Origin of the sequence: Pseudoalteromonas sp. HL-AS1 (assembly GCF_031198785.1) — a bacterium.
Taxonomy (GTDB): Bacteria; Pseudomonadota; Gammaproteobacteria; order Enterobacterales; family Alteromonadaceae; genus Pseudoalteromonas; species Pseudoalteromonas distincta.
The window spans coordinates 19,236-41,229 of record NZ_CP133569.1; the positions used below are offsets into that span (position 1 = coordinate 19,236).

The window sequence follows — 21,994 nt, forward strand, 5'->3', positions numbered from 1 at the left end:
AGCGCTGAGGGTAATACCAATTTTATTAAAAACATGATCATTCTAGCGTATTAAATAATTCAATAACTGCGTTAAAAATTATTTATATAGAACAACTATGTATCATAATTTTAGCCTTGATATTAAGCTATTTTCTTATCGCTATAATAGATCATTAATTTAATGCAATTGGTATAAGTGATAGACTCATAGCAAGTTAAATTTAACAGATGGATTAACAATGGATAAATTAGCCGTTTTATACGCCGAACATATTGCAACACTGCAACAGCGTACTCGTACAATTTGTAATAGCGAAGGGTTAGAAGGATTAGTAATTCATTCAGGCCAAGCTAAGCGCCAGTTTTTAGATGATATGTATTATCCATTTAAAGTTAATCCACAGTTTAAAGCATGGTTACCGGTTATTGATAACCCTCATTGCTGGATTGTGGTAAATGGCAGCGACAAACCAAAGCTAATATTTTATCGCCCGGTAGATTTTTGGCATAAAGTACCAGACGAGCCTCGCGACTTTTGGGCTGAGTACTTTGATATAGAGCTACTACTTCAGCCTGATCAAGTAGAAAAGTTATTACCATACGATAAAGCTAAATATGCTTACATGGGTGAATACATTGAAGTAGCGCAAGCTCTTGGTTTTAGTATTATGAACCCTGAGCCTGTACTTAACTATTTTCATTACCACCGCGCTTATAAAACGCAGTACGAACTTGAATGTTTACGCAACGCTAACCGCATTGCAGTAGATGGGCATAAAGCTGCACGCGATACATTCTTTAATGGTGGTAGCGAGTTTGATATTCAGCAAGCGTACTTAATGGCGACACGTCAAAGCGAAAATGAAATGCCGTACGGCAACATTGTTGCGCTTAACGAAAACTGCGCTATTTTGCACTACACGCACTTTGATCCAAAAGTGCCACACACCCACAACTCATTTTTAATTGATGCCGGTGCAAACTTTAATGGTTACGCTGCTGATATTACTCGTACGTATGATTTTAAAAAGCAGGGTGAGTTTGCTGAGCTTGTGCAAGCGATGACTGTTCAACAAATCGAGTTAGGTAAAGGTTTAAAGCCGGGTATGCTTTATGGTGATTTACACGTTGAATGTCATAATCGTATCGCACAAATACTTAGTGACTTTAAAATTGTTAACCTACCCGCGGAGGAAATTGTTGAGCGTAAAATTACATCTACTTTCTTCCCGCATGGACTAGGACATCACCTAGGTTTACAAGTGCATGATATGGGCGGTTTTATGAGTGACGAAAAGGGCACACATCAACCATCGCCAGAAGGGCATCCGTTCTTGCGTTGTACTCGCCTGATCGAAAAAAACCAAGTGTTTACTATTGAGCCAGGTTTATACTTTATTGATTCACTGCTTAGTGATTTAGCGCAAACCGATAATAAGCAGTTTATTAACTGGGAAAAGGTAGAGTCATTTAAACCATTTGGCGGCATTCGTATTGAAGATAACATTATTGTTCACGAAGATAGCCTAGAGAATATGACGCGTAATTTAGAACTCGATTAATTTCTATAAAGACGAGTTAGCGAATAAACGTTAAAATATGCATATGAACGGGGCCTTTAGGCCCCATTTTTAATTGAGCTTTTAATATGTCTGAATATAAATATCCTGCTGCTGACGTTTTTCATCAAGAAGAAATAAAAAAAAGTACGTTTATAGTCCACATTGCACACACCCCCGATTTAAATTCAGCAAAAACATTTATTAAAAGCATTGAAGAAAAGTATAGCGATGCACGCCATAACTGCTGGGCACATGTGGCAGGCAACCCCGGTGGCAGCCATGTTTATGGTTTTTCGGACGATGGTGAACCAAATGGCACTGCAGGAAAGCCTATGTTAAATGTGCTGGTGGGTTCGGGCCTTGGCGAAATCACTGCCGTGGTGACACGTTATTTTGGCGGCATAAAATTAGGCACCGGCGGGCTAGTACGTGCTTATGGTGGCTCATTAAATAATGCATTAGTAAAATTGCAAACGGTGCTTAAAGTTCCCAGCGTTGAAATTACTGGGAGTAGCGAGTACAGCATGCAAGGCGCGATTGAGCAGTTATTAAAAACAAAGTATCAAGTGCTTAATATTGATAAGCAATTTACTGCTAATATTGAGTGGGTGATTACAATCGATAGCCGTGAAGCTCAGCAAGCAATCAAAGATATTTTTGATTTAAGTCACGGCGCAGTTGAGTTAACTATTAAAGAGTAATAACCTACACAAATTGCATATAATGCATACTGACCCTATTTAATTTGGTTGATACTACTCAGCCTGAATTTACTAATAATAAAAGCGACAAGCTAAATGCAATTTCGTACCATCATAAAAATTCTTGGCCAACTTGTTGCGCTGTTTAGTATTACCATGGTGCCTCCGGCACTGGTGTCTTTAATATACAAAGACGGTGGTGGTGTTCCCTTTGTTTTAGCATTTATTTTTAGTGTTGTTATTGGCATGATGGCTTATTACCCAAACCGCCATGAAAACGGTGATTTAAAAGCACGTGAAGGCTTTTTAATTGTTGTTTTGTTTTGGCTGGTACTTGGGGCGTTTGCGTCCTTGCCGCTTATCTTTTTACAAGAACCTAATTTATCGCTCGCCGATGCGGTATTTGAAGCATTTTCTGGCTTAACAACCACCGGCGCTACAGTACTTACCGGTATTGAGTATTTACCCAAGTCGGTATTGTTTTATCGCCAGCAACTCCAGTGGTTTGGCGGTATGGGTATAATCGTACTCGCTGTTGCTATACTCCCAATGCTAGGTGTTGGTGGTATGCAGTTGTACCGCGCTGAAATACCTGGGCCTGTAAAAGATTCTAAAATGACCCCGCGAATTGCCGATACTGCAAAGCACCTTTGGTATATTTATGTGTCGTTGACTATTACTTGTATGCTGGCTTATTGGGCTGCAGGGATGGAGTGGTTTGATGCGATATGTCATGCATTCTCAACGGTGGCGATAGGTGGTTTTTCTACTTACGACGCCTCCATGGGTCACTTTGACAGCCCTGTAATTAACTTTATTTGTGTGTTCTTTTTAATTATTGCCGCTGTTAACTTCTCCCTGCATTACGCCGCAGTGGCCAGTCGTAATATACAAGTTTATATCAGAGACCCAGAGTTTAAGGTGTTTTTGTGTATTCAATTAGCCCTGGTGGTTATTTGTTTTACTGTACTTTCCTCTAACGAAATATTTGCTAATGGCGATGAAACCCTCGATCAGGCGTTATTTCAAGCTGTTTCAATGAGTACAACAGCAGGCTTTGCTACGGATAACTTTTCAACATGGCCATTGTTTTTACCTATTTTACTTATATTTTCGAGCTTTATTGGTGGCTGTGCAGGCTCTACCGGTGGTGGTATGAAAGTAGTGCGCGTGTTCTTACTTTATTTACAGGGTGTGCGTGAGCTCAATCGTTTAGTGCATCCTCGTGCTATATATTCAATCAAGCTGGGTCGTAAGGCGTTGCCAGATAAAGTAGTAGAAGCTGTGTGGGGTTTTTTCTCTGCTTATGCGCTGGTATTTATTATTATTATGTTAGCGCTTATGGGCACGGGTATGGATAACATAACTGCGTTCTCAGCCACTGCTGCTTGTTTAAATAACTTAGGCCCAGGTTTAGGAGATGTAGCATCGCATTATGGTGCTATAACCGATGGGGCTAAATGGTTACTGACCATTGCAATGGTGTTTGGTCGCCTAGAAATATTTACCTTATTAGTGCTATTTACGCCTACATTTTGGCGTGGTTAAACGAGTCGTTTAAATTTTAATATACAAGTTAGTGGGAAAGGGATATGCCAACTTCAAATCTAGACAAATTACATCAACTAACTACAAGTGGTTTGGTCGATTTAGAAATATTAACCCCAACCGACAGTAAACGTGTAAAAACCGAGTTTGTTGGTTTGCTTGAAAATAAATTTATTATTTTAAATTACCCAAACTCTAGACGTTTACCTGCTAGTAGTGACTATTTACGTGATGGTGTAATGGTTGTTGTTAGAGCATTAATTGAAGGTAGTGGTGGGCAAGTTATAGCGTTTCGCCAACAAATAATGTCGGTTGCGTCTCACCCGGCTAAGCTTATATTTATTAACTATCCTAAGCAGGTGCAGTTATTTGCACTGCGCTCGCAAACGCGTATACCTACCTTATTACCTGCAAAGCTAAAGCTAAGTGACGACAGAATACTTGAAGGCCTCATTAAAGACATTTCGCTAACAGGAGTAATGTTTGATATTAGAGGTGATCAGCAAGATGAAAATATTAAAGATATGCAATGCACAGTAATACTCAATAGCAGCGATAAAAGTTTTGAAGGCGAAATTTGCAGTGCTAAGGAACATGTCGCAGGCGTGCACTGCGGAATTAAGCTACTAGCAAGCGAGGATGAAATGAAAACCTTTATGAAAGAGCATTTTATAGACCCATCTGCGCTTGAGCCCACCGTTGAATAAATCGTTTTTCGCTTATTTGCAACAAAATGGCGTTTTACGTGAGTATTTATAAAGTATTTTTTGTTTTTATATAATTAAATATATTATTTAAATAAAACAGTGCATTACGTATTATTTTTTGTGTTATTAAATCTACCTCGTTAAAATTTATCTGAATTATTCTATAAATCCCCTTCTTTAATTTCCATACATTTAAAAATGTATCTTTTTATCTAAACATAACTATATGTTTTTAATAGTTTTAATGTATCCACTCTGAAGTGCGTTGCTAAAAGGCAACAGTAATTACTTTAAAAATCCCTTCTTTTTATGAATTTTACATTTAACTATCTGAAATTTAATAGCTTTTAAATGTTGGCATCTAATTTGTTATACCCTAGGTGTACTGAACGAAATCGTGATTCAAAGTGAAATACTTAATCGCACACATAAATTTGAAGGATACATATTATGAAAAGCATTAATAAAACTTTAGCACTTATCGCTATTGCATCTTCTTCAGCCGCTTTTGCTGCAACAGACTTTGACACACTTGATGTGGATGGCAGTGGCACTATTAGCCAAGCAGAAGCATCAGTAGACGCAAAATTAATGAGCATGTTCTCTGAACTTGATACAGACCAAGACGGCGAACTATCTAAAGAAGAGTTTTCACAAGTATAAGCTTAAAACTCTGGGGCGCTACGCTACTAAGAGCCCCACATTACTCATAAAATTGAAGGATACACGTTATGAAAACATTAAATAAAGCATTAGCACTTGTGGCACTAGCATCTTCTTCAGCCGCGTTTGCAGCAACAGATTTCGATACATTAGATGTAGATGGCAGTGGCACAATTAGCCAAGCAGAGGCATCAGTAGATGCAAAGCTAATGAGTATGTTCTCAGAACTTGATACTGACCAAAATGGTGAGTTATCAAAAGAAGAATTTTCAGAAGCTTAATTTAAAGTATTTATCCTGAGTTGCCAAAGACAACCTAAGTAGGCAAGGGAGCTTACGAAAGAGGATAACAAGGAAGTGAAAAATTACGTTTTAAGTTAAACGAAGCAATTTTTTTGATAGAACATTGAAGGATTAAGTTATGAAAAATTTAAATAAAGCATTAGCACTTATAGCACTAGCGTCTTCTTCTGCTGCATTTGCAGCATCAGGTTTTGATAGCCTTGATATTGATGGTAGCGGCACAATTAGCCCAAGCGAAGCGGCAGTTGATACAGATTTAATGGCCGAGTTTATTGAGCTAGATACCGACGGTAGCGGCGAGCTTTCTAAAGAAGAGTTTGCTAATTACTAATTAACCTGAACTCTGGATAATAAATCTATCTCTAGCAGCTATTTTCAGCGCTAACTGCGTTGAATTTACTTGCAATAGGCCCGCTATTGACGCGTAAATTCGCCTTGTTTTCACTGAAAATCTCTGGCTAGAGAAAATAAATTTAAATATCACCATGATTCAATACGTTAGTAAATCTCTTAACCAGAGTACAGGTTAACTAACCTTTTTCAGATTAAACATTTTTCACAGTCAGGGATCTTTGAAAAGGACTTCCCATATTACTAGGAATATTATTATGAAAACATTCAATACAACACTTGCAGTTATCGTTTTAGCATCTTCATCAGCAGCATATGCAGCAGTGGACTTTGCCTCTTTTGATGCAGATGGCGACGGTGCGATTACAATGGAAGAAGCAAAGGTTAACCCTCAGCTTGTAAAGATTTTTGATGATTTAGATACTGATGGAAATGGTGAAATCTCTAAAGAAGAGTTTTCAAAGGTACAGTAATCAATATTCGAAGATACTCCACTAAAGCCGCCTTAGTCAGCGGCTTTTTTGCGTTTACGCCAAATAATTATAAGAATATAGCACTTACCTGGAATAGCTTTTCTACAACGGTAATGTGTTTCTTGTCGATTAGAAACATAATGACATGATCGCCCGACATAATAATTGTATCATCGTGGGCTATCAGTACATCGTCGTTACGTACTATTGCGCCAATAGTAGTACCCGCAGGGAGTTTAATGTCGGCAATAGCACGGCCAACCACTTTTGAAGTGTTTTCATCGCCATGAGCAACGGCTTCAATTGCTTCTGCTGCACCTTTGCGTAATGAGTACACATTAACAATATCACCACGGCGTACGTGCGTTAATAACGCTGATATTGTTGCTTGTTGTGGGGATATGGCAATATCTATTTCGCCGCCTTGTACCAAATCAACGTAAGCACCACGCTGGATAAGCACCATGGTTTTTTGTGCGCCCATACGTTTTGCAAGCATGGCTGACATAATGTTTGCTTCATCGTCATTGGTTACGGCAATAAACACATCTACTTGTTCAATATGCTCTTCTGAGAGCAGTTCTTGATCAGATGCGTCACCACAAAAAACAACCGTGTTATCGAGCATTTCTGAGAGTTGCTCGGCACGTTCTTTACTGCGTTCAATTAGTTTAACGGTGTGGTTTTTTTCAAGAGAGCGGGCAAGGCCTGCCCCAATGTTACCGCCACCAGCTATCATAATTTTTTTGTAAGAACGTTCAAGTTTTTGTAGCTCGTTCATTACTGCGCGTATGTGTTTTGTAGCGGCAATAAAGAATACTTCGTCATCTGCTTCAATAACAGTGGTACCCAATGGTTTTATTGCTTTACCTTGACGATAAATAGCGGCAACACGAGTCTCTACATTAGGGATGTGTTCTTTAAGTGCAGATAACGCATAACCTACAAGTAAACCGCCATAGTAAGCTTTTACGGCTACTAACGAGAGCATGCCATCAGCAAACTGCAATACTTGCAGAGCACCAGGGTAGTCAATTAAACGGCGAATATACTTAGTGACCAGTGCTTCGGGAGCAATGTAATGATCGATTGGTAAATCATCGTTTTGAAATAGTTTTTCGCGGTATTTTAAATATTGCTCTGAGCGAATGCGGGCAATTTTAGTGGGCGTTTTAAAAATACTGTACGCCACTTGGCATGCAACCATGTTCACTTCATCTGAACTGGTTACCGCAATAATCATATCGGCATCTTCAGCACCTGCACGGCGTAATACATCAGGATGCGCGCTGTGGCCCATAACCCCTTGTAAGTCGTACTTATCTTGAAGTTCACGTAATCGGTTACCGTCTATATCAACAACGGTAATTTCGTTTTGTTCGCCAACTAAGTTTTCAGCAAGCGTAGCACCAACTTGCCCGGCACCGAGTATAATTATTTTCATTATTTACCCGTGGTATTGATCATAATTTAATTAAAAAAATAGCCATTTAATGTTTCATAAATGGCTAACTATTTAGTGTACGGCTATTAGGCTTTTTTAACTAGCTTAGCGTAATAAAATCCATCACTTTCACCGGGCAGTAACTGCAAACCTGGCGTTGTTACGGTATCGTTTTCGTGTAGAGGTATATGTTCTACATCATCATTATTAGCTAAAAACTTAGCAACTTGCTGTTGGTTTTCTTGTGGAAGAACCGAACACGTAGCATATACCAATGTGCCACCTGGTTTTAACAGTGGCCAAATGCTATCAAGAATATCGCTTTGTAACTTAGCTAAGTCTTCGATGTCTGATGCGCGACGTAACCATTTTATGTCAGGGTGACGGCGAATTACACCAGTGGCCGAACAAGGCACATCAAGTAAAATACGATCAAATAATTTTTCATCCCACCATGTATGTGGTTGTGATGCGTCGCCACATTGTAGGTCTGCACCTAAGCCAATGCGAGTTAAGTTTTGCTTAACACGTTCAAGGCGAGTTGAGTCGCTATCAAGTGCAAGTACATCTGCATCAGCAAGCTCTAAAATATGACATGTTTTACCGCCAGGTGCTGCGCAGGCATCCAAAATATAGTCATCTGCTTTAGGTTCTAAAAAGCGGGCTGCCAACTGTGCAGCAGCATCTTGTACTGAACATGCACCTGTATCAAACTCAGGCAACGAAAATACATCACGTGGTTTGGCAAGTTTAATCCCATCAATAAAATCAGGGTTTAAGGTGTGTTCAATATCGTTAGCGCTAAGCATGTCGCTGTATTCTTGCGTGCTAAATTGGGCTTGATTGACACGAAGCCACATTGGCGCTTGTTGCTGGTTTTCTTCAAGTAGTGCTTCCCAGCTATCTGGGTAGGCTGTTTGCACCTGTTTAATAAACCAATTTGGATGGTTGTATAAACATACCGGAATAAGCTTCGCTTTTTCTTCAAGCTCAGCTTGTTGACGCTGAAAGCTACGTAAAATGGCGTTTATCAGCCCTTTTAATCCTAAAGCGCGTAGTTGAGCCAGTGCGTTAACCGTTTCTGAAATGGCAGCATGAGGTGGTACGCGCATATGCTGCAGTTGATAAATACCTACGTATAATAAAAACTGAAATATTCTACGTTTACCTTTTAATGGCTGCTCTACTAAGTGTTGGCAGTAATTTTCAAGGCTCGGTAAGTAGCGTAAAACGCCATAACAAATTTGCTGTAGCAACGCTTTATCTTTAGGCGGCAAGCCTTGGCTTGCAAATGGAAGTTCTTGATTAAGCGATGCGCCTTTATCAACTACGTTATATAAAGTTTCAGCGGCAAGCGCTCGTACGTTTGGAACATTACTCATTGTTTTCGCCTAATATTGTGCCAGGAGTAACCCAGTCACTACGACCATTTAAAAAGTCGTTAATTGCCATTGGTTTTTTACCTTGCGGCTGTAATTGCGTAATACATAAAGCGTGTTCGCCACACGCCACTACTACGCCATTTTTGTCGCTTGATAAAATTTGCCCAGGATCACCTGATTGCAGCATAACCTGCGCTTGATGAATCTTTACTGTTTGCCCACCCATTTGGGTAAAGCACATTGGCCACGGGTTAAAAGAGCGAATGTTTCGCTCGATTTGAAGCGCACTCATGGACCAGTCGATATCAGCTTCTTCTTTAGAAAGCTTTTTAGCGTAGTTAGCAAGTTCATCGTTTTGAGGTTCAGGGGTGATCTCACCATTAGCTAATTTATTAATGGTTTCAATTAACGCATCTGGACCTAGCTCAGCAAGCTTTGTATATAAGCTTGCGCTAGTTTCTGTTGTGCTAATAGGGCAGCGGCTTATATGTAGCATATCGCCGGTATCTAGCCCTTCATCCATTTGCATTATTGTTACGCCGGTTTGTTCATCACCTGCCCAAATTGCGCGTTGAATAGGTGCAGCACCGCGCCAGCGCGGTAATATAGAGCCATGCACATTTAAACAACCTAAACGTGGCGCTTCTAAAATAGCTTTAGGTAAAATTAAGCCATATGCTACAACAATCATAATGTCGGCATTTAAGCTTGTTAGCTCAGCTAGTGCTTCATCATTTTTTAATGACTGTGGCTGAAAAACCGGTAAGTTGTGCTCAAGCGCTAGCTCTTTCACTTCACTGGCTTTTAATTTTTTACCACGACCTGCAGGGCGATCTGGCTGGCTATATACACCCACTATTTTGTGTTCGCTTTGTATCAGCGCTTGTAAATGACGTGCGGCAAAGTCTGGCGTACCGGCAAATATAATGCGTAATGGTTGAGTCACTGAGTTTTCCTAAGGTGCTTATTACTGTTCTGCAAACTTGGCTTCTTTTTCAAGCTTTTTACGAATACGTTGGCGTTTTAATGGAGATAAGTAATCAATGAATAGCTTACCTTGAAGGTGATCTAGTTCATGTTGAATACAAATAGCCAATAATTCATCTGCATCTAGTACAAATTCTTCACCGTTTTCGTTAAGTGCAGCGACTGTTACTGTTTCTGCGCGATCTACTTTTGCATACGAGTTAGGTACTGATAAACAGCCTTCTTCGCTAACGGTAAAGCCGTCTTTTTTAATGATTTGTGGATTAATTAATACCAGTGGCTCATTGCGCTCTTCTGATACATCAATAACAACGATTCGTTGATGAATATCTACTTGCGTGGCCGCAAGACCAATGCCATTTTCATCGTACATTGTCTCTAGCATGTCTTTTACAATTTGGCGTACTGTGTCGTCAACTTGTACAACATCTTTTGCTACGGTACGTAAACGTTCATCTGGAAATCTTAAAACTTCTAACCTAGCCATAGTTACCTTTTTCACTTGTGCTTAATTTAGGGTATTGTATGCTCTTATTTTAGCCATTCGCGTTCACCTTTAACAGGTTTTGGGCAATAATAATGAAAAAACAATACAAGGAAGCTCGATGAAATCTCCATTACTTGCAATCATGCTTACGTTAAGCGCCGCGTTTCCCGCAGTTGCTGATGTACTTAAAATAAAAAAAGACGCACCAAAACAGTATGTTGTAAAAAAAGGCGATACACTTTGGGATATTTCTGGCATCTATTTAGATGAGCCTTGGCTATGGCCTGAACTTTGGCAAATGAATCCACAAATTGACAACCCACACCTAATTTACCCCGGTGATGCATTAGCGTTGATATACGATGCTGATGGAAACCCACGTTTAGTGATCAATAAAGGATATAGAAAGCTATCTCCTCAGGGTCGTATTACACCAAAAGGGCGTAATGCTATTACTACTTTGCCGCTTGAAATGATCAAACCTTATATCAGTTACGAGCAAGCAATGAACAGTGATGATATTAAAGGTAAGCCTTATATTTTAGGTGCTAACGAAAATACTAAAACACAAACGTTAGGCCACATTTTATATGCCAAAGGCGACTTACAAGTACATAAAGCATATGCCATTTATCATAAAGGTGACCTTTACACAGACTTAACCGGTGAAGTGTTAGCAACGCGTGCATCTTATGTGGGTATAGCACGTGCTTTTAGAGCGGGCGATGAGAAAAATGGCGTGCCTTCGTCATTACGTGTTGAGTCTGTTAAACGAGAAATTCAGCAAGGTGATTTTTTAATGCCGGCAATGGAAGGCCAAATGCTCCCTGCGTACTTTGATATACACCGTCCTTTAGAACCTGTAACAGGTAATATTATTGCTTCACCACGTGAAGTTAGAGAATTCAGCACAATGGATGTTGTGGTGCTAAACTTAGGCAGTGAACAAAATATAGAAGCGGGTCATGTATTAGATCTAGAACGTCAATCGCCAACGGTTATCGATGGTCCTCGTGGCCCTCGTTATCCAGAAGATTCTAGTAAATATGAGAAGCTTTTATCTGATGTGAGCCAATTATTTGGTGATGAGTCTGACGAACAAAACACAACGTGGACCATGCCTAAAGAAAAAGTTGGTGAGCTAATTGTCTTTAAAGTGTATGACAAAGTAAGTTATGCATTAATAACTAAAAACCAGCACCCAATTCGCATTGGAGATATTGCAGTTATTCATTAAGAAGTAGCGAGTCGGTGCTCTAGGAGAGAGCATGGATCAGTCATCTGGCAAGCTAGCCCACTGGCTTGCCTTTTATATGTGTAAAGGGTTGGGTATAAAAACCCTTTTAGCACTATCTACAAACTATTCCCTTGGGTCGTTATTCGACTTATCCCATGACAAGCTTTTACAGCTTGGGTTAACCGCTAATCAAGCGAGTAATTTACTCAACACTAATTGGCAACAAGTCAGTCATTATGAGCAATTAATAGCGCTGAACAACATTACTGTTGTCTGTATTTTTGATGCGCTTTACCCAGAAGATCTCCGGCAGATTGCCAGTGCGCCTTTATTACTCTTTTGCAGGGGAGATGTCTCGTTATTATCAACTCCACAGATTGCAATTGTTGGCAGCCGTAATGCTACACCTACCGGGCTTGAAATAGCCTCAGAATTTGCATACGAGTTAACTTTGGCGGGTATTACAGTTACTTCAGGCATGGCGCGGGGAATAGATGGTGCAGCACACAAAGGTTCTCTTGCTGGTACAGGTAAAACCATAGCTGTGCTTGGTACTGGGGTTGATATTTACTACCCCAAACGCCATAAACTATTAACAGACCAAGTTTTAGAAAACGGCCTGCTGGTGAGTGAGTTTTTACCAGGCACAGCTGCTCATGCGCACAACTTTCCGCGCCGTAATCGTATTATTTCTGGGTTATCGTTAGGAGTACTTATTGTTGAGGCTGAAATTAAAAGTGGTTCGTTAATTACAGTACGCTATGCGCTTGAACAAAATAAAGAGGTATTTGCAGTACCGGGTTCTATTAAAAACCCGTTAGCGCAGGCAAGTCACTTTTTAATAAAGCAAGGTGCTAAGCTGGTAGAAAACGTGGCTGACATTCTTGATGAGGTGAGTTTTACTTACGACAATAATGTATGTAATAAAGAGCAGCCGATTCAAGCCAATTCTCAATGTGAGGTTTTAAATAGTATTGGCTTTGAAGTAACCAGTGTAGATGACATTGTGCGTCGTGCGCAGTGGCCAATAGATAAAGTACTCAGTAGGTTGCTCGATTTAGAATTAGACGATCAGATTGAGCGAGTGTTAGATGGTTACATCAAGTTAAGCGCAGGAAGGTAATATGTTTGATATTCTTTTGTATCTTTTTGAAAATTACATTCATAGCGAAGCGGATATATTTGCAGAGCAAAATGAGTTAAGCGATGAGCTACTGCGTGCGGGCTTTAATAAGCCTGAGATATTTAAAGCTCTTGATTGGTTAGAGCAACTAGCCGATTTACAACACAGCGATGAGTCTCCTTATCTTATTGCTAACCCTAAAGATGCTGTGCGTATATTTACCGATAGTGAATGCCAAAGGCTCAGCGCTGAGTGTCGTGGCTTTTTAATGTTTATTGAACAAATAGGCGTAATTAACAATGTAACACGTGAAATGGTAATGGACTGTTTAGCCTCTCTCGATAAACCAACTATAAGCCTAGAAGACTTAAAGTGGATTGTACTTATGATCTTGTTTAACGTTCCTGGCTCTGAAGAGGCATATGAGCAAATGGAAGATTTGATTTTTGATGAACCCAGCGAACTTCTTCATTAGAGATAATTATCTTAATTGTACTCAAATTACTTAAAAGGATAAGCACGGCATTACTTGTATCTTTAAGTGGTTTGGGTATATTAGGCGAAAATTCACCAACCTATTAGGATCACCATGAGTAAAATCGACCATTCGCTTTTCTCGGCGAACAAGCACGCCCTCGAAAAAGAATACGAGATATGCCCACAGTGTGGTTCAGAGTTAGTGATCCGCAATAGTAAATCAGGCCCTTTTCTAGGATGCGCAAGTTATCCCAAATGCGACTTTATTAGGCCGCTGGCACATCACGACAGTAACGAAATCAAAATATTAGAAGATTCAGCATGTCCTGAGTGTAGCAAACCGCTGGTGGTTAAAAATGGCCGCTATGGTATGTTTATTGGGTGTACGGGTTATCCAGAGTGTCATTACATTGCTAACGAAAATGAAGAAAAGCAAAGCGAAGATACTTTGCCTAGTTGCCCTAAATGCAAAAAAGGTCATTTAGTCGCGCGCAGTAATAAGTTTGGTAAAGTATTTTATTCTTGTGATTGTTATCCAAGCTGTAAATACACGCTTAATAATAAACCGGTTGAACATCCGTGTCCTGAATGTGACTGGCCTATCGTCATAGAAAGAAATATGGCAAACGGCATATTATTGCAATGCCCACAAAAAAGCTGCATGCATAAGCTCACCCCAACTGAATAACGTTTAATTATATCTGGAGACTACTTTGTCAGACCTTTCAAATACGCCCACTGCAATAACATGCTTAACGCAAGGCGAAGTTATTTTATACCCAACAGAAGCTGTATATGGTTTAGGTTGTGATCCAGATAATCAACAAGCCGTTGAAGCACTATTAGCTATTAAGCAGCGCCCGGTTGAAAAAGGGCTTATTTTAATCGCTGATAACTACGGACAATTATTAAAATACGTAGATGATGCAAAAATACCAATGGATAAACGCGCTGATATTTTTTCGAGTTGGCCTGCTGCAATTACATGGGTGATGCCTGCATCTAAAAATACGCCTAAATGGCTCACAGGGCAGTTTGATACCATTGCAGTAAGAGTAACAAACCATCCAACAGTAAAGCGTTTATGCCAAGAGTTTGGTAAGCCATTAGTATCAACCAGTGCAAACTTAACCGGCCAAGAAACGGTAATTAGTATTGAGCAAGCCAAAGCGCAATTTGCAGAACAAGTTGGCTTTTACGTTGACGAGCCGTTAGGTGGTAATACTCAACCAAGCACAATAAAAGACGCCATGACTGGCAAAATATTTAGAGGTTAATATGCAAAGCGAATTATTAGATCAAGTAAAAGCCTACTTTATGGCTTTGCAAGACACTATTTGCCAAGGTTTGGAGGCTGCAGATGGCAGTGCTAAATTTATAGAAGATAACTGGCAGCGAGCAGAAGGTGGTGGTGGTCGTACACGTGTAACCACAAATGGCACTGTAATAGAGCAAGGCGGAGTTAATTACTCACACGTATTTGGCGCTTCAATGCCAGGCTCTGCAACAGCACATAGACCAGAGCTTGCAGGACGCAGCTTTCATGCATGTGGTGTGTCGTTAGTTATTCATCCTAAAAACCCTCATGTACCAACAAGTCATGCCAATGTGCGCTTTTTTATAGCCGAAAAAGAAGGCGAAGAGCCAATATGGTGGTTTGGTGGCGGGTTTGATCTCACTCCTTTTTACCCAGTATTAGAAGACGTACAGCATTGGCATCAAGTTGCTCACGACATTTGTGCGCCATTTGGTAGTGAAGTTTATCCAAAATATAAAACATGGTGCGACGAGTATTTTTATTTAAAGCACAGAGACGAGACGCGCGGAGTAGGCGGTTTGTTTTTTGACGATTTAAACGAACTTGGTTTTGAAAAGAGTTTTGCGTTTATGCAATCGGTGGGTAATGGATTTTTAGATGCCTATTTACCAATTATAGAACGTCGCAAAAATGATGAATACACAGAACAACAACGTGATTTTCAGCTTTATCGTCGCGGACGTTATGTAGAGTTTAATTTAGTATGGGATAGAGGCACTTTATTTGGATTACAAAGTGGCGGGCGCACTGAGTCTATATTAATGTCTATGCCACCACTTGCACGCTGGGAATATAACTATAAACCAGAGCCAAGTAGCCCAGAAGCTAACCTATATCAGTATTACTTACGCCCGCAAGAGTGGTTAACGAGTCAACCAAGTGAGCTGATAGCCAGAGAGTGGCAATTATAAAAATTAAACAATAATCAAAAAGGCGCTAATTAGCTGTCTCTTATACACAAATTCCTGCTAAGAAATTAGCGGGGATTTTTTTGAACTAAATCTCAATGTCATGATCAGATCTTCAAATCTTGTTTGAGGGCACATTATGATTAACGAACATACTCATTGGGCAAAACAACAATTCGGTAAATCGGACTTAGGTGATCCAAGAAGAACAGCGCGTCTGGTAAAGTTAGCATCAACGCTTGCAAATGAACCAGGAAAACCACTTGTGAACATCACTCAATCCCCCGCCGATATGGAAGGTGCCTACCGCTTTATTCGCAACGAGAATATTGACGCAACGGCTATAGCAGAGTCAGGCTTTAAAGCCACGGTTGAACAAGCAAAAAGTCATAACTTATTGCTCGCATTAGAAGACACGACCACACTAATTTATAAGCATTCCTCCATTCGAGATGATTTGGGTCATGTCGGACGAGGAGCAAAACAACGAGGCTTGTTAGCTCATAGCGTATTACTGTTTGCGCCAGACACAAAGCAAGTTGTGGGATTAATTGAACAGTCTCGCTGGAGTCGTGATATCAACACGATTGGAAAAAGAGAAAAACACGCGACGACTTCTTACGAAGAAAAAGAAAGTTACAAGTGGGAGTCAGCGTCACGAGCGATGGCAGAGCGGCTGCAAGGACAAATGGCGAACGTGATATCGGTGTGTGACCGCGAAGCGGACATCTACGAATACTTGCAGTATAAACTGACCGAGCAGCAACGATTCGTCGTACGCTCGATGCAAAGTCGTCATATTGAAGAAGGTGAGGATAAGCTCTATGCGTTTGCAAGCGAGCTGATGAGTGCAGGCACCAAACACATCCACATTGCACAAAAAGGAGGAAGAAAAGCCCGAAGCGCAACACTGGATATCACCTATGCGCCAGTGACACTCAAAGCGCCTTACAATAAGAAAGGACACTCCCTCCCAGTTTACTATGTCGGCTGTACAGAGCGAGGAAACGCTAAGAACGGCTTAAGCTGGCACCTATTAACCAGTGAACCAGTCACCAGCAAAGAAGACGCCTTAGCTATCATCACCTACTATGAGCACCGTTGGCTTGTAGAGGAATACCATAAAGTCTGGAAAAGTGATGGTACGGATATCGAAAGTTTACGCCTTCAAAGCCAAGATAACATGGAAAGATTGGTGACGATTAATGGCTTTATTGCGACGCGAATATTGCAACTAAAGTTCACCAATGAGCAGCCTGATTCTCCAAGTTGTGAACAACTGTTATCTCCCAAAGCATGGAAGTTATTGTGGTTAAAGAGAATAAAAACACCATTGCCTGAAACTGCTCCAAATATGTCATGGGCGTATCAGGAACTGGCAAAGTTAGGAGGCTGGAAAGATACCAAGCGCACAGGGCGTGCATCTGTGAAAGTGTTATGGAAAGGATGGCTTAAGTTACAAGCCATCCTGGAAGGCTACGATTTAGCAAAATCTCTTGAGTCAGACTTGTGATCAAGAGACAGCTAATTAGCGCCTTTTTGCATTATGGCTATATATAAATTTAATGCTGATTGATCATGTGCGTTGCTAGTTGAGAGAATGATTGCTTTAAGCCTTCACGCAACAACGGATTGTCTATTTCTATATCCAGCGTTTTATTCATGCAGTACATCCACTGATCGCGCAATGCTTTATCTACAGTAAAAGGCATATGTCTTTTACGTAGCATTGGCTGGCCATGTTTTTCAGTAAATAGGTTTGGCCCGCCTAACCAACCAGATAAAAATTCAAAAAATACTTGGCGAATTCGATCTAATGGCAGAGGATGCATATCATATAACGGTTTAGCGTATTCATCTGACTCCATTATGTCGTAGAATCGATTGGAGATAGCTCGCGCCCCTTTCTCTCCACCTATTATTTCATACGGTGTTTTTTCAGGAGTAGGAGCCTGTTGCTCGGGAGCCGGCTTAGATTTAGAAAAAAGTCGTTTAATCATATTACTTATCATCGTTAATAGGCAGTGTTATAGCTGCAAAGAGGTTGCTTTAAAATGGACAAATATGCGGTTTTTGGAAATCCAATTAAACATTCAAAATCCCCCGCGATACATAAACAATTTGCTGTATCACTGGGTGAGCAAATCGACTATCGCGCAATATTAGCACCTATCGATAACTTTGAAAAAACAGTATTGTCTTTTTTTGAGCAAGGCGGTGTGGGTGCTAACGTTACAATGCCATTTAAAGAGCAAGCTTATGCAATGGCTGATGAGCTTACGCCATTAGCCAAAATAGTAGGGGCTGTTAATACATTAAAAAAACGAGATGATGACTCATTACTCGGTGATAACACCGATGGTGTGGGCTTTGTAAATGATTTACTCGCTAATGAAGTAGCCATAACTAATAAACGCATTTTAATCATAGGTGCGGGCGGTGCTGCTCGAGGGGTTATTTTACCTTTGTTAGAGCATAACCCTCAGGAAATAATAATAGTTAATCGCACAGCACAAAAAGCCAAAGAACTCGCAGAGCTGTTTACCCAATATGGACCAGTATCTGGCTTTGGTTTTGATGATTTACCAGTAAGCGATTACTCACTAATAATAAACTCTACCTCTAGCAGTATGAATAACGAACTACCAGCACTTGATAAAAAACACATAACTAACTGTGAAGTCGCTTATGACATGTTTTATTCACTGCAAAATACCATTTTTATGAATTGGGTTGCACAGCATAATATTAACGCTAAGCTTTTAGATGGCAGTGGCATGTTAGTTGGCCAAGCTGCTCAAGCATATTATGTATGGCGTAATAAAATGCCAAAAATACTTCCCGTCGTTGATGCGCTCAAACAAGGAACGCTTAAATGAATCAGGCAATACAATTTATAGATAGGCTAGAGTTTAGAGAGCCCGATCATCAGTTAGTATTTTTTGCACAAGTTAGTGGCATGCTGGTGGAGTGTGTAATAGAAGTAAATACACTTAAATTAACAGACGAAAGCCATGCAACAGAGTATTTTGAAAAGTATCGTTTTGATTATGAAGAACGTGCCGAGGAGCTTATCGAAGAAGAAAGCTATAACTCGGCAGGCCAAATTGAAGTAAGCTTATTAACTTAAATTAGCCATTTCAGCTAAGTATTCATCTTTAAGTGATACATAGTTATCTGCAGATATTTTTAAAAAGGCAAGTTCTTGCTCCGTTAGAGGGCGGGCTTGCTTAGCTGGACTCCCTACATATAAGTAACCAGACTCTAAGCGTTTGTTTGGTGGTACTAAAGAGCCGCCACCTATAATCACATCATCTTCAACAACTACGTTATCCATAATAATAGCGCCCATACCTACAAGTATACGGTTTCCTAATATACATCCGTGCAGCATTACCTTATGACCTACAGTTACATCGTCACCTATAATAAGTGGATAACCAGCTGGATTGCTTTTAGTTGCACGAGATAAATGCAATACACTGCCATCTTGTATATTGGAGCGTTTACCAATACGTATATAGTTAACATCGCCTCGGGCGGCTACTAAAGGCCAAACACTACTATTATCACCTAAAGTAATATCACCAACCAAAACTGATGACTCATCAATATAAACAGACGAATTAAACGAAGGAGTTACACCTTTATAAGAACGGATTGCCATATTTAGTACCTTTTAGATAATAGTTATTAGCTTTGAGTGTATCAGCAAGGTTATTTTTGTACCATAAAAGGCACTGTTTGATTACAAAACTATCAGTTTTAGGGTGTTTAGTTCAGATACTGACCGAACAGTATCTTTTTTTACTTTTTCTTTAAAAAAGTACTTGCGTAAAAATCTGTTCTCCCTATAATGCGACCCCACTGAGACGGGAAAGGCCAACGCATAGCGAGGCACGAACTACTCAGAGAGTTAAATAAAACTTCGGTTTTAAATCTTCTAAAAAGAAAGTTTAAAACTAAGTGTTGACTCTAAAAATAAAGGGTGTATTATTCGCATCCCTTGAGACGCTAAAGCGACTCAAAACGTTCTTTAACAATATAAAGCAATCATCTGTGTGGGCACTCGTACAGATTGAGTTCTAACAGCCAAACTACTTCGTTCTTTATTGAGCAAGTAATGAGGCAAACAAATTAGAGTCTCAATTGAAAACTGAGTGACCAACAGAGTAGTTATTTCGGTAATTATTCGGCACAGTCAATTCAATATCGAAAGATATTAAAAAATTCAGAATTCATTGAGCTGTCGAAAGACATAAAACTTTTTAATTGAAGAGTTTGATCATGGCTCAGATTGAACGCTGGCGGCAGGCCTAACACATGCAAGTCGAGCGGTAACAGAGAGTAGCTTGCTACTTTGCTGACGAGCGGCGGACGGGTGAGTAATGCTTGGGAACATGCCTTGAGGTGGGGGACAACAGTTGGAAACGACTGCTAATACCGCATAATGTCTACGGACCAAAGGGGGCTTCGGCTCTCGCCTTTAGATTGGCCCAAGTGGGATTAGCTAGTTGGTGAGGTAATGGCTCACCAAGGCGACGATCCCTAGCTGGTTTGAGAGGATGATCAGCCACACTGGGACTGAGACACGGCCCAGACTCCTACGGGAGGCAGCAGTGGGGAATATTGCACAATGGGCGCAAGCCTGATGCAGCCATGCCGCGTGTGTGAAGAAGGCCTTCGGGTTGTAAAGCACTTTCAGTCAGGAGGAAAGGTTAGTAGTTAATACCTGCTAGCTGTGACGTTACTGACAGAAGAAGCACCGGCTAACTCCGTGCCAGCAGCCGCGGTAATACGGAGGGTGCGAGCGTTAATCGGAATTACTGGGCGTAAAGCGTACGCAGGCGGTTTGTTAAGCGAGATGTGAAAGCCCCGGGCTCAACCTGGGAACTGCATTTCGAACTGGCAAACTAGAGTGTGATAGAGGGTGGTAGAATTTCAGGTGTAGCGGTGAAATGCGTAGAGATCTGAAGGAATACCGATGGCGAAGGCAGCCACCTGGGTCAACACTGACGCTCATGTACGAAAGCGTGGGGAGCAAACGGGATTAGATACCCCGGTAGTCCACGCCGTAAACGATGTCTACTAGAAGCTCGGAGCCTCGGCTCTGTTTTTCAAAGCTAACGCATTAAGTAGACCGCCTGGGGAGTACGGCCGCAAGGTTAAAACTCAAATGAATTGACGGGGGCCCGCACAAGCGGTGGAGCATGTGGTTTAATTCGATGCAACGCGAAGAACCTTACCTACACTTGACATACAGAGAACTTACCAGAGATGGTTTGGTGCCTTCGGGAACTCTGATACAGGTGCTGCATGGCTGTCGTCAGCTCGTGTTGTGAGATGTTGGGTTAAGTCCCGCAACGAGCGCAACCCCTATCCTTAGTTGCTAGCAGGTAATGCTGAGAACTCTAAGGAGACTGCCGGTGATAAACCGGAGGAAGGTGGGGACGACGTCAAGTCATCATGGCCCTTACGTGTAGGGCTACACACGTGCTACAATGGCGCATACAGAGTGCTGCGAACTCGCGAGAGTAAGCGAATCACTTAAAGTGCGTCGTAGTCCGGATTGGAGTCTGCAACTCGACTCCATGAAGTCGGAATCGCTAGTAATCGCGTATCAGAATGACGCGGTGAATACGTTCCCGGGCCTTGTACACACCGCCCGTCACACCATGGGAGTGGGTTGCTCCAGAAGTAGATAGTCTAACCCTCGGGAGGACGTTTACCACGGAGTGATTCATGACTGGGGTGAAGTCGTAACAAGGTAGCCCTAGGGGAACCTGGGGCTGGATCACCTCCTTATACGATTTAGAACTTATTTGTTCGTAGTGTCCACACAGATGATTGTTATTGTAAAGAGAACAACACTTATTGTTTTGGGTCTGTAGCTCAGCTGGTTAGAGCGCACCCCTGATAAGGGTGAGGTCGGTAGTTCAAATCTACTCAGACCCACCACTTCTTGTCTAATCAAGAAGATGGTTAAAACAGTAAGTACCAGCATATGTGGGGCTATAGCTCAGCTGGGAGAGCGCCTGCCTTGCACGCAGGAGGTCAGCAGTTCGATCCTGCTTAGCTCCACCACTTTTACTTCTTAAAAATAAATATTCTTTATCGGGCCATTAACCGCCTGAGAATAGAGTGTGTTTAATTTTGAGAGGTTTTTGTATCTCTTGCTCTTTAAAAATTTGGAAAAGCTGATAATAAAATTCTGATAGATACATTGTATTTATCAAGAGTTTTCAAAAGTAAAAAAAGAATGGTAGCAGTACCATTCAGTGCCATTTAATTAACGTTTACGTTGATTGATTGGTATCTACTTTAGTATTCAATATTAACTTCT

Annotated in this window: 23 protein-coding genes, 2 tRNA genes and 1 rRNA gene; 20 read left to right on the forward strand and 6 right to left on the reverse strand. The window is 40.8% G+C overall.

Going from position 1 to position 21,994, the window contains the following annotated elements:
* The first annotated feature begins 220 nt into the window (after positions 1–220).
* From pepQ to RB214_RS00105, 8 genes are all read left to right on the forward strand, one after another.
* Positions 221–1,543, forward strand: a complete 1,323-nt coding sequence (gene pepQ / locus RB214_RS00070) for a Xaa-Pro dipeptidase (protein WP_004335183.1) — start codon at positions 221–223, stop codon at positions 1,541–1,543.
* An 86-nt stretch (positions 1,544–1,629) separates the two neighbouring features.
* Positions 1,630–2,244 (forward strand): YigZ family protein, encoded by a 615-nt coding sequence (locus RB214_RS00075; protein WP_004335181.1) that lies wholly within the window; start codon positions 1,630–1,632, stop codon positions 2,242–2,244.
* A 96-nt stretch (positions 2,245–2,340) separates the two neighbouring features.
* Positions 2,341–3,792 (forward strand): TrkH family potassium uptake protein, encoded by a 1,452-nt coding sequence (locus RB214_RS00080; RefSeq protein ID WP_004335179.1) that lies wholly within the window; start codon positions 2,341–2,343, stop codon positions 3,790–3,792.
* 44 nt (positions 3,793–3,836) lie between these two features.
* A complete protein-coding gene (locus RB214_RS00085) occupies positions 3,837–4,499 on the forward strand; it encodes a flagellar brake protein (protein WP_309167889.1) in 663 nt (220 codons plus the stop codon).
* Positions 4,500–4,949: 450 nt separating this feature from the next.
* A complete protein-coding gene (locus tag RB214_RS00090) occupies positions 4,950–5,162 on the forward strand; it encodes an EF-hand domain-containing protein (protein WP_024604775.1) in 213 nt (70 codons plus the stop codon).
* A 68-nt stretch (positions 5,163–5,230) separates the two neighbouring features.
* Positions 5,231–5,443 (forward strand): EF-hand domain-containing protein, encoded by a 213-nt coding sequence (locus tag RB214_RS00095; protein WP_024604776.1) that lies wholly within the window; start codon positions 5,231–5,233, stop codon positions 5,441–5,443.
* Positions 5,444–5,582: 139 nt separating this feature from the next.
* Positions 5,583–5,795, forward strand: coding sequence for a calmodulin (locus tag RB214_RS00100; RefSeq protein WP_024604777.1), 213 nt, complete (start codon positions 5,583–5,585; stop codon positions 5,793–5,795).
* A 277-nt stretch (positions 5,796–6,072) separates the two neighbouring features.
* Positions 6,073–6,288 (forward strand): EF-hand domain-containing protein, encoded by a 216-nt coding sequence (locus tag RB214_RS00105; protein ID WP_024597191.1) that lies wholly within the window; start codon positions 6,073–6,075, stop codon positions 6,286–6,288.
* 67 nt (positions 6,289–6,355) lie between these two features.
* On the opposite strand, the gene trkA is transcribed toward RB214_RS00105, so the two are convergent.
* The 4 genes from trkA to def form a co-directional block, all read right to left on the reverse strand.
* Entirely contained in the window at positions 6,356–7,732 is a 1,377-nt protein-coding gene (gene trkA, locus RB214_RS00110; protein ID WP_004335170.1) for a Trk system potassium transporter TrkA, read from the reverse strand.
* A gap of 86 nt (positions 7,733–7,818) precedes the next feature.
* Entirely contained in the window at positions 7,819–9,114 is a 1,296-nt protein-coding gene (gene rsmB, locus RB214_RS00115) for a 16S rRNA (cytosine(967)-C(5))-methyltransferase RsmB (protein ID WP_004335167.1), read from the reverse strand.
* Entirely contained in the window at positions 9,107–10,060 is a 954-nt protein-coding gene (gene fmt, locus RB214_RS00120) for a methionyl-tRNA formyltransferase (protein ID WP_024604778.1), read from the reverse strand. Before fmt ends, rsmB begins: the two co-directional genes overlap by 8 nt.
* A gap of 21 nt (positions 10,061–10,081) precedes the next feature.
* Positions 10,082–10,588 (reverse strand): peptide deformylase, encoded by a 507-nt coding sequence (gene def / locus RB214_RS00125; RefSeq protein ID WP_309167890.1) that lies wholly within the window; start codon positions 10,586–10,588, stop codon positions 10,082–10,084.
* A gap of 118 nt (positions 10,589–10,706) precedes the next feature.
* Between def and RB214_RS00130 the strand changes: the two genes are divergently transcribed.
* From RB214_RS00130 to RB214_RS00160, 7 genes are all read left to right on the forward strand, one after another.
* The gene (locus RB214_RS00130) at positions 10,707–11,825 is read left to right on the forward strand and encodes a LysM peptidoglycan-binding domain-containing protein (protein WP_309167891.1); all 1,119 of its coding nucleotides are present in this window, start codon (positions 10,707–10,709) and stop codon (positions 11,823–11,825) included.
* Between the two features lie 31 nt (positions 11,826–11,856).
* Positions 11,857–12,948: a DNA-processing protein DprA gene (gene dprA, locus RB214_RS00135; RefSeq protein WP_004335159.1), complete on the forward strand. Its 1,092-nt coding sequence runs from the start codon at positions 11,857–11,859 to the stop codon at positions 12,946–12,948.
* A 1-nt stretch (position 12,949) separates the two neighbouring features.
* Positions 12,950–13,423 carry a DUF494 family protein gene (locus tag RB214_RS00140; RefSeq protein WP_309167892.1) on the forward strand — a complete coding sequence of 158 codons (474 nt, stop codon included), beginning with the start codon at positions 12,950–12,952 and terminating at the stop codon, positions 13,421–13,423.
* 114 nt (positions 13,424–13,537) lie between these two features.
* Positions 13,538–14,113, forward strand: coding sequence for a type I DNA topoisomerase (locus tag RB214_RS00145; protein WP_004335155.1), 576 nt, complete (start codon positions 13,538–13,540; stop codon positions 14,111–14,113).
* Positions 14,114–14,138: 25 nt separating this feature from the next.
* A complete protein-coding gene (locus RB214_RS00150; RefSeq protein WP_004335153.1) occupies positions 14,139–14,702 on the forward strand; it encodes an L-threonylcarbamoyladenylate synthase in 564 nt (187 codons plus the stop codon).
* A 1-nt stretch (position 14,703) separates the two neighbouring features.
* Positions 14,704–15,654 carry an oxygen-dependent coproporphyrinogen oxidase gene (hemF, locus tag RB214_RS00155; protein WP_024591292.1) on the forward strand — a complete coding sequence of 317 codons (951 nt, stop codon included), beginning with the start codon at positions 14,704–14,706 and terminating at the stop codon, positions 15,652–15,654.
* A 136-nt stretch (positions 15,655–15,790) separates the two neighbouring features.
* Positions 15,791–17,164 (forward strand): IS4 family transposase, encoded by a 1,374-nt coding sequence (locus RB214_RS00160; protein WP_024598303.1) that lies wholly within the window; start codon positions 15,791–15,793, stop codon positions 17,162–17,164.
* Positions 17,165–17,213: 49 nt separating this feature from the next.
* Here the strand turns inward: RB214_RS00160 and RB214_RS00165 are convergent, their stop codons facing one another.
* Complete coding sequence (locus tag RB214_RS00165) at positions 17,214–17,651, reverse strand: group II truncated hemoglobin (protein ID WP_004335148.1); 438 nt, start codon at positions 17,649–17,651, stop codon at positions 17,214–17,216.
* 54 nt (positions 17,652–17,705) lie between these two features.
* Between RB214_RS00165 and aroE the strand changes: the two genes are divergently transcribed.
* Positions 17,706–18,530, forward strand: coding sequence for a shikimate dehydrogenase (aroE, locus tag RB214_RS00170; protein ID WP_024604902.1), 825 nt, complete (start codon positions 17,706–17,708; stop codon positions 18,528–18,530).
* Positions 18,527–18,781 carry a DUF1488 family protein gene (locus RB214_RS00175; protein ID WP_004335144.1) on the forward strand — a complete coding sequence of 85 codons (255 nt, stop codon included), beginning with the start codon at positions 18,527–18,529 and terminating at the stop codon, positions 18,779–18,781. Before aroE ends, RB214_RS00175 begins: the two co-directional genes overlap by 4 nt.
* Here RB214_RS00175 and RB214_RS00180 read toward each other — a convergent pair.
* Positions 18,773–19,318: a gamma carbonic anhydrase family protein gene (locus RB214_RS00180; RefSeq protein WP_309167893.1), complete on the reverse strand. Its 546-nt coding sequence runs from the start codon at positions 19,316–19,318 to the stop codon at positions 18,773–18,775. The genes RB214_RS00175 and RB214_RS00180 overlap by 9 nt on opposite strands.
* Positions 19,319–19,920: 602 nt before the next feature.
* Between RB214_RS00180 and RB214_RS00185 the strand changes: the two genes are divergently transcribed.
* The 3 genes from RB214_RS00185 to RB214_RS00195 all read left to right on the forward strand — a co-directional run bounded on the left by RB214_RS00185 (position 19,921) and on the right by RB214_RS00195 (position 21,735).
* Positions 19,921–21,456 (forward strand): 16S ribosomal RNA (locus RB214_RS00185).
* A 76-nt stretch (positions 21,457–21,532) separates the two neighbouring features.
* Positions 21,533–21,609, forward strand: a tRNA-Ile gene (locus RB214_RS00190).
* Between the two features lie 50 nt (positions 21,610–21,659).
* Positions 21,660–21,735 (forward strand) — tRNA-Ala (locus tag RB214_RS00195).
* The last annotated feature ends 259 nt before the right edge of the window (positions 21,736–21,994 follow it).

Excerpts from the sequence above, each read along its gene's own strand:
- pepQ (WP_004335183.1), top strand. The coding sequence starts at position 221 with ATGGATAAATTAGCCGTTTTATACGCCGAACATATTGCAACACTGCAA.
- RB214_RS00090 (WP_024604775.1), top strand. The coding sequence starts at position 4,950 with ATGAAAAGCATTAATAAAACTTTAGCACTTATCGCTATTGCATCTTCT.
- RB214_RS00105 (WP_024597191.1), top strand. The coding sequence starts at position 6,073 with ATGAAAACATTCAATACAACACTTGCAGTTATCGTTTTAGCATCTTCA.
- RB214_RS00080 (WP_004335179.1), top strand. The coding sequence starts at position 2,341 with ATGCAATTTCGTACCATCATAAAAATTCTTGGCCAACTTGTTGCGCTG.
- RB214_RS00180 (WP_309167893.1), bottom strand. The coding sequence starts at position 19,318 with ATGGCAATCCGTTCTTATAAAGGTGTAACTCCTTCGTTTAATTCGTCT.
- RB214_RS00160 (WP_024598303.1), top strand. The coding sequence starts at position 15,791 with ATGATTAACGAACATACTCATTGGGCAAAACAACAATTCGGTAAATCG.
- rsmB (WP_004335167.1), bottom strand. The coding sequence starts at position 9,114 with ATGAGTAATGTTCCAAACGTACGAGCGCTTGCCGCTGAAACTTTATAT.
- RB214_RS00085 (WP_309167889.1), top strand. The coding sequence starts at position 3,837 with ATGCCAACTTCAAATCTAGACAAATTACATCAACTAACTACAAGTGGT.
- RB214_RS00175 (WP_004335144.1), top strand. The coding sequence starts at position 18,527 with ATGAATCAGGCAATACAATTTATAGATAGGCTAGAGTTTAGAGAGCCC.
- aroE (WP_024604902.1), top strand. The coding sequence starts at position 17,706 with ATGGACAAATATGCGGTTTTTGGAAATCCAATTAAACATTCAAAATCC.
- trkA (WP_004335170.1), bottom strand. The coding sequence starts at position 7,732 with ATGAAAATAATTATACTCGGTGCCGGGCAAGTTGGTGCTACGCTTGCT.
- RB214_RS00100 (WP_024604777.1), top strand. The coding sequence starts at position 5,583 with ATGAAAAATTTAAATAAAGCATTAGCACTTATAGCACTAGCGTCTTCT.
- RB214_RS00075 (WP_004335181.1), top strand. The coding sequence starts at position 1,630 with ATGTCTGAATATAAATATCCTGCTGCTGACGTTTTTCATCAAGAAGAA.
- RB214_RS00095 (WP_024604776.1), top strand. The coding sequence starts at position 5,231 with ATGAAAACATTAAATAAAGCATTAGCACTTGTGGCACTAGCATCTTCT.
- RB214_RS00130 (WP_309167891.1), top strand. The coding sequence starts at position 10,707 with ATGAAATCTCCATTACTTGCAATCATGCTTACGTTAAGCGCCGCGTTT.
- hemF (WP_024591292.1), top strand. The coding sequence starts at position 14,704 with ATGCAAAGCGAATTATTAGATCAAGTAAAAGCCTACTTTATGGCTTTG.
- def (WP_309167890.1), bottom strand. The coding sequence starts at position 10,588 with ATGGCTAGGTTAGAAGTTTTAAGATTTCCAGATGAACGTTTACGTACC.
- dprA (WP_004335159.1), top strand. The coding sequence starts at position 11,857 with ATGGATCAGTCATCTGGCAAGCTAGCCCACTGGCTTGCCTTTTATATG.
- RB214_RS00165 (WP_004335148.1), bottom strand. The coding sequence starts at position 17,651 with ATGATTAAACGACTTTTTTCTAAATCTAAGCCGGCTCCCGAGCAACAG.
- RB214_RS00140 (WP_309167892.1), top strand. The coding sequence starts at position 12,950 with ATGTTTGATATTCTTTTGTATCTTTTTGAAAATTACATTCATAGCGAA.
- RB214_RS00145 (WP_004335155.1), top strand. The coding sequence starts at position 13,538 with ATGAGTAAAATCGACCATTCGCTTTTCTCGGCGAACAAGCACGCCCTC.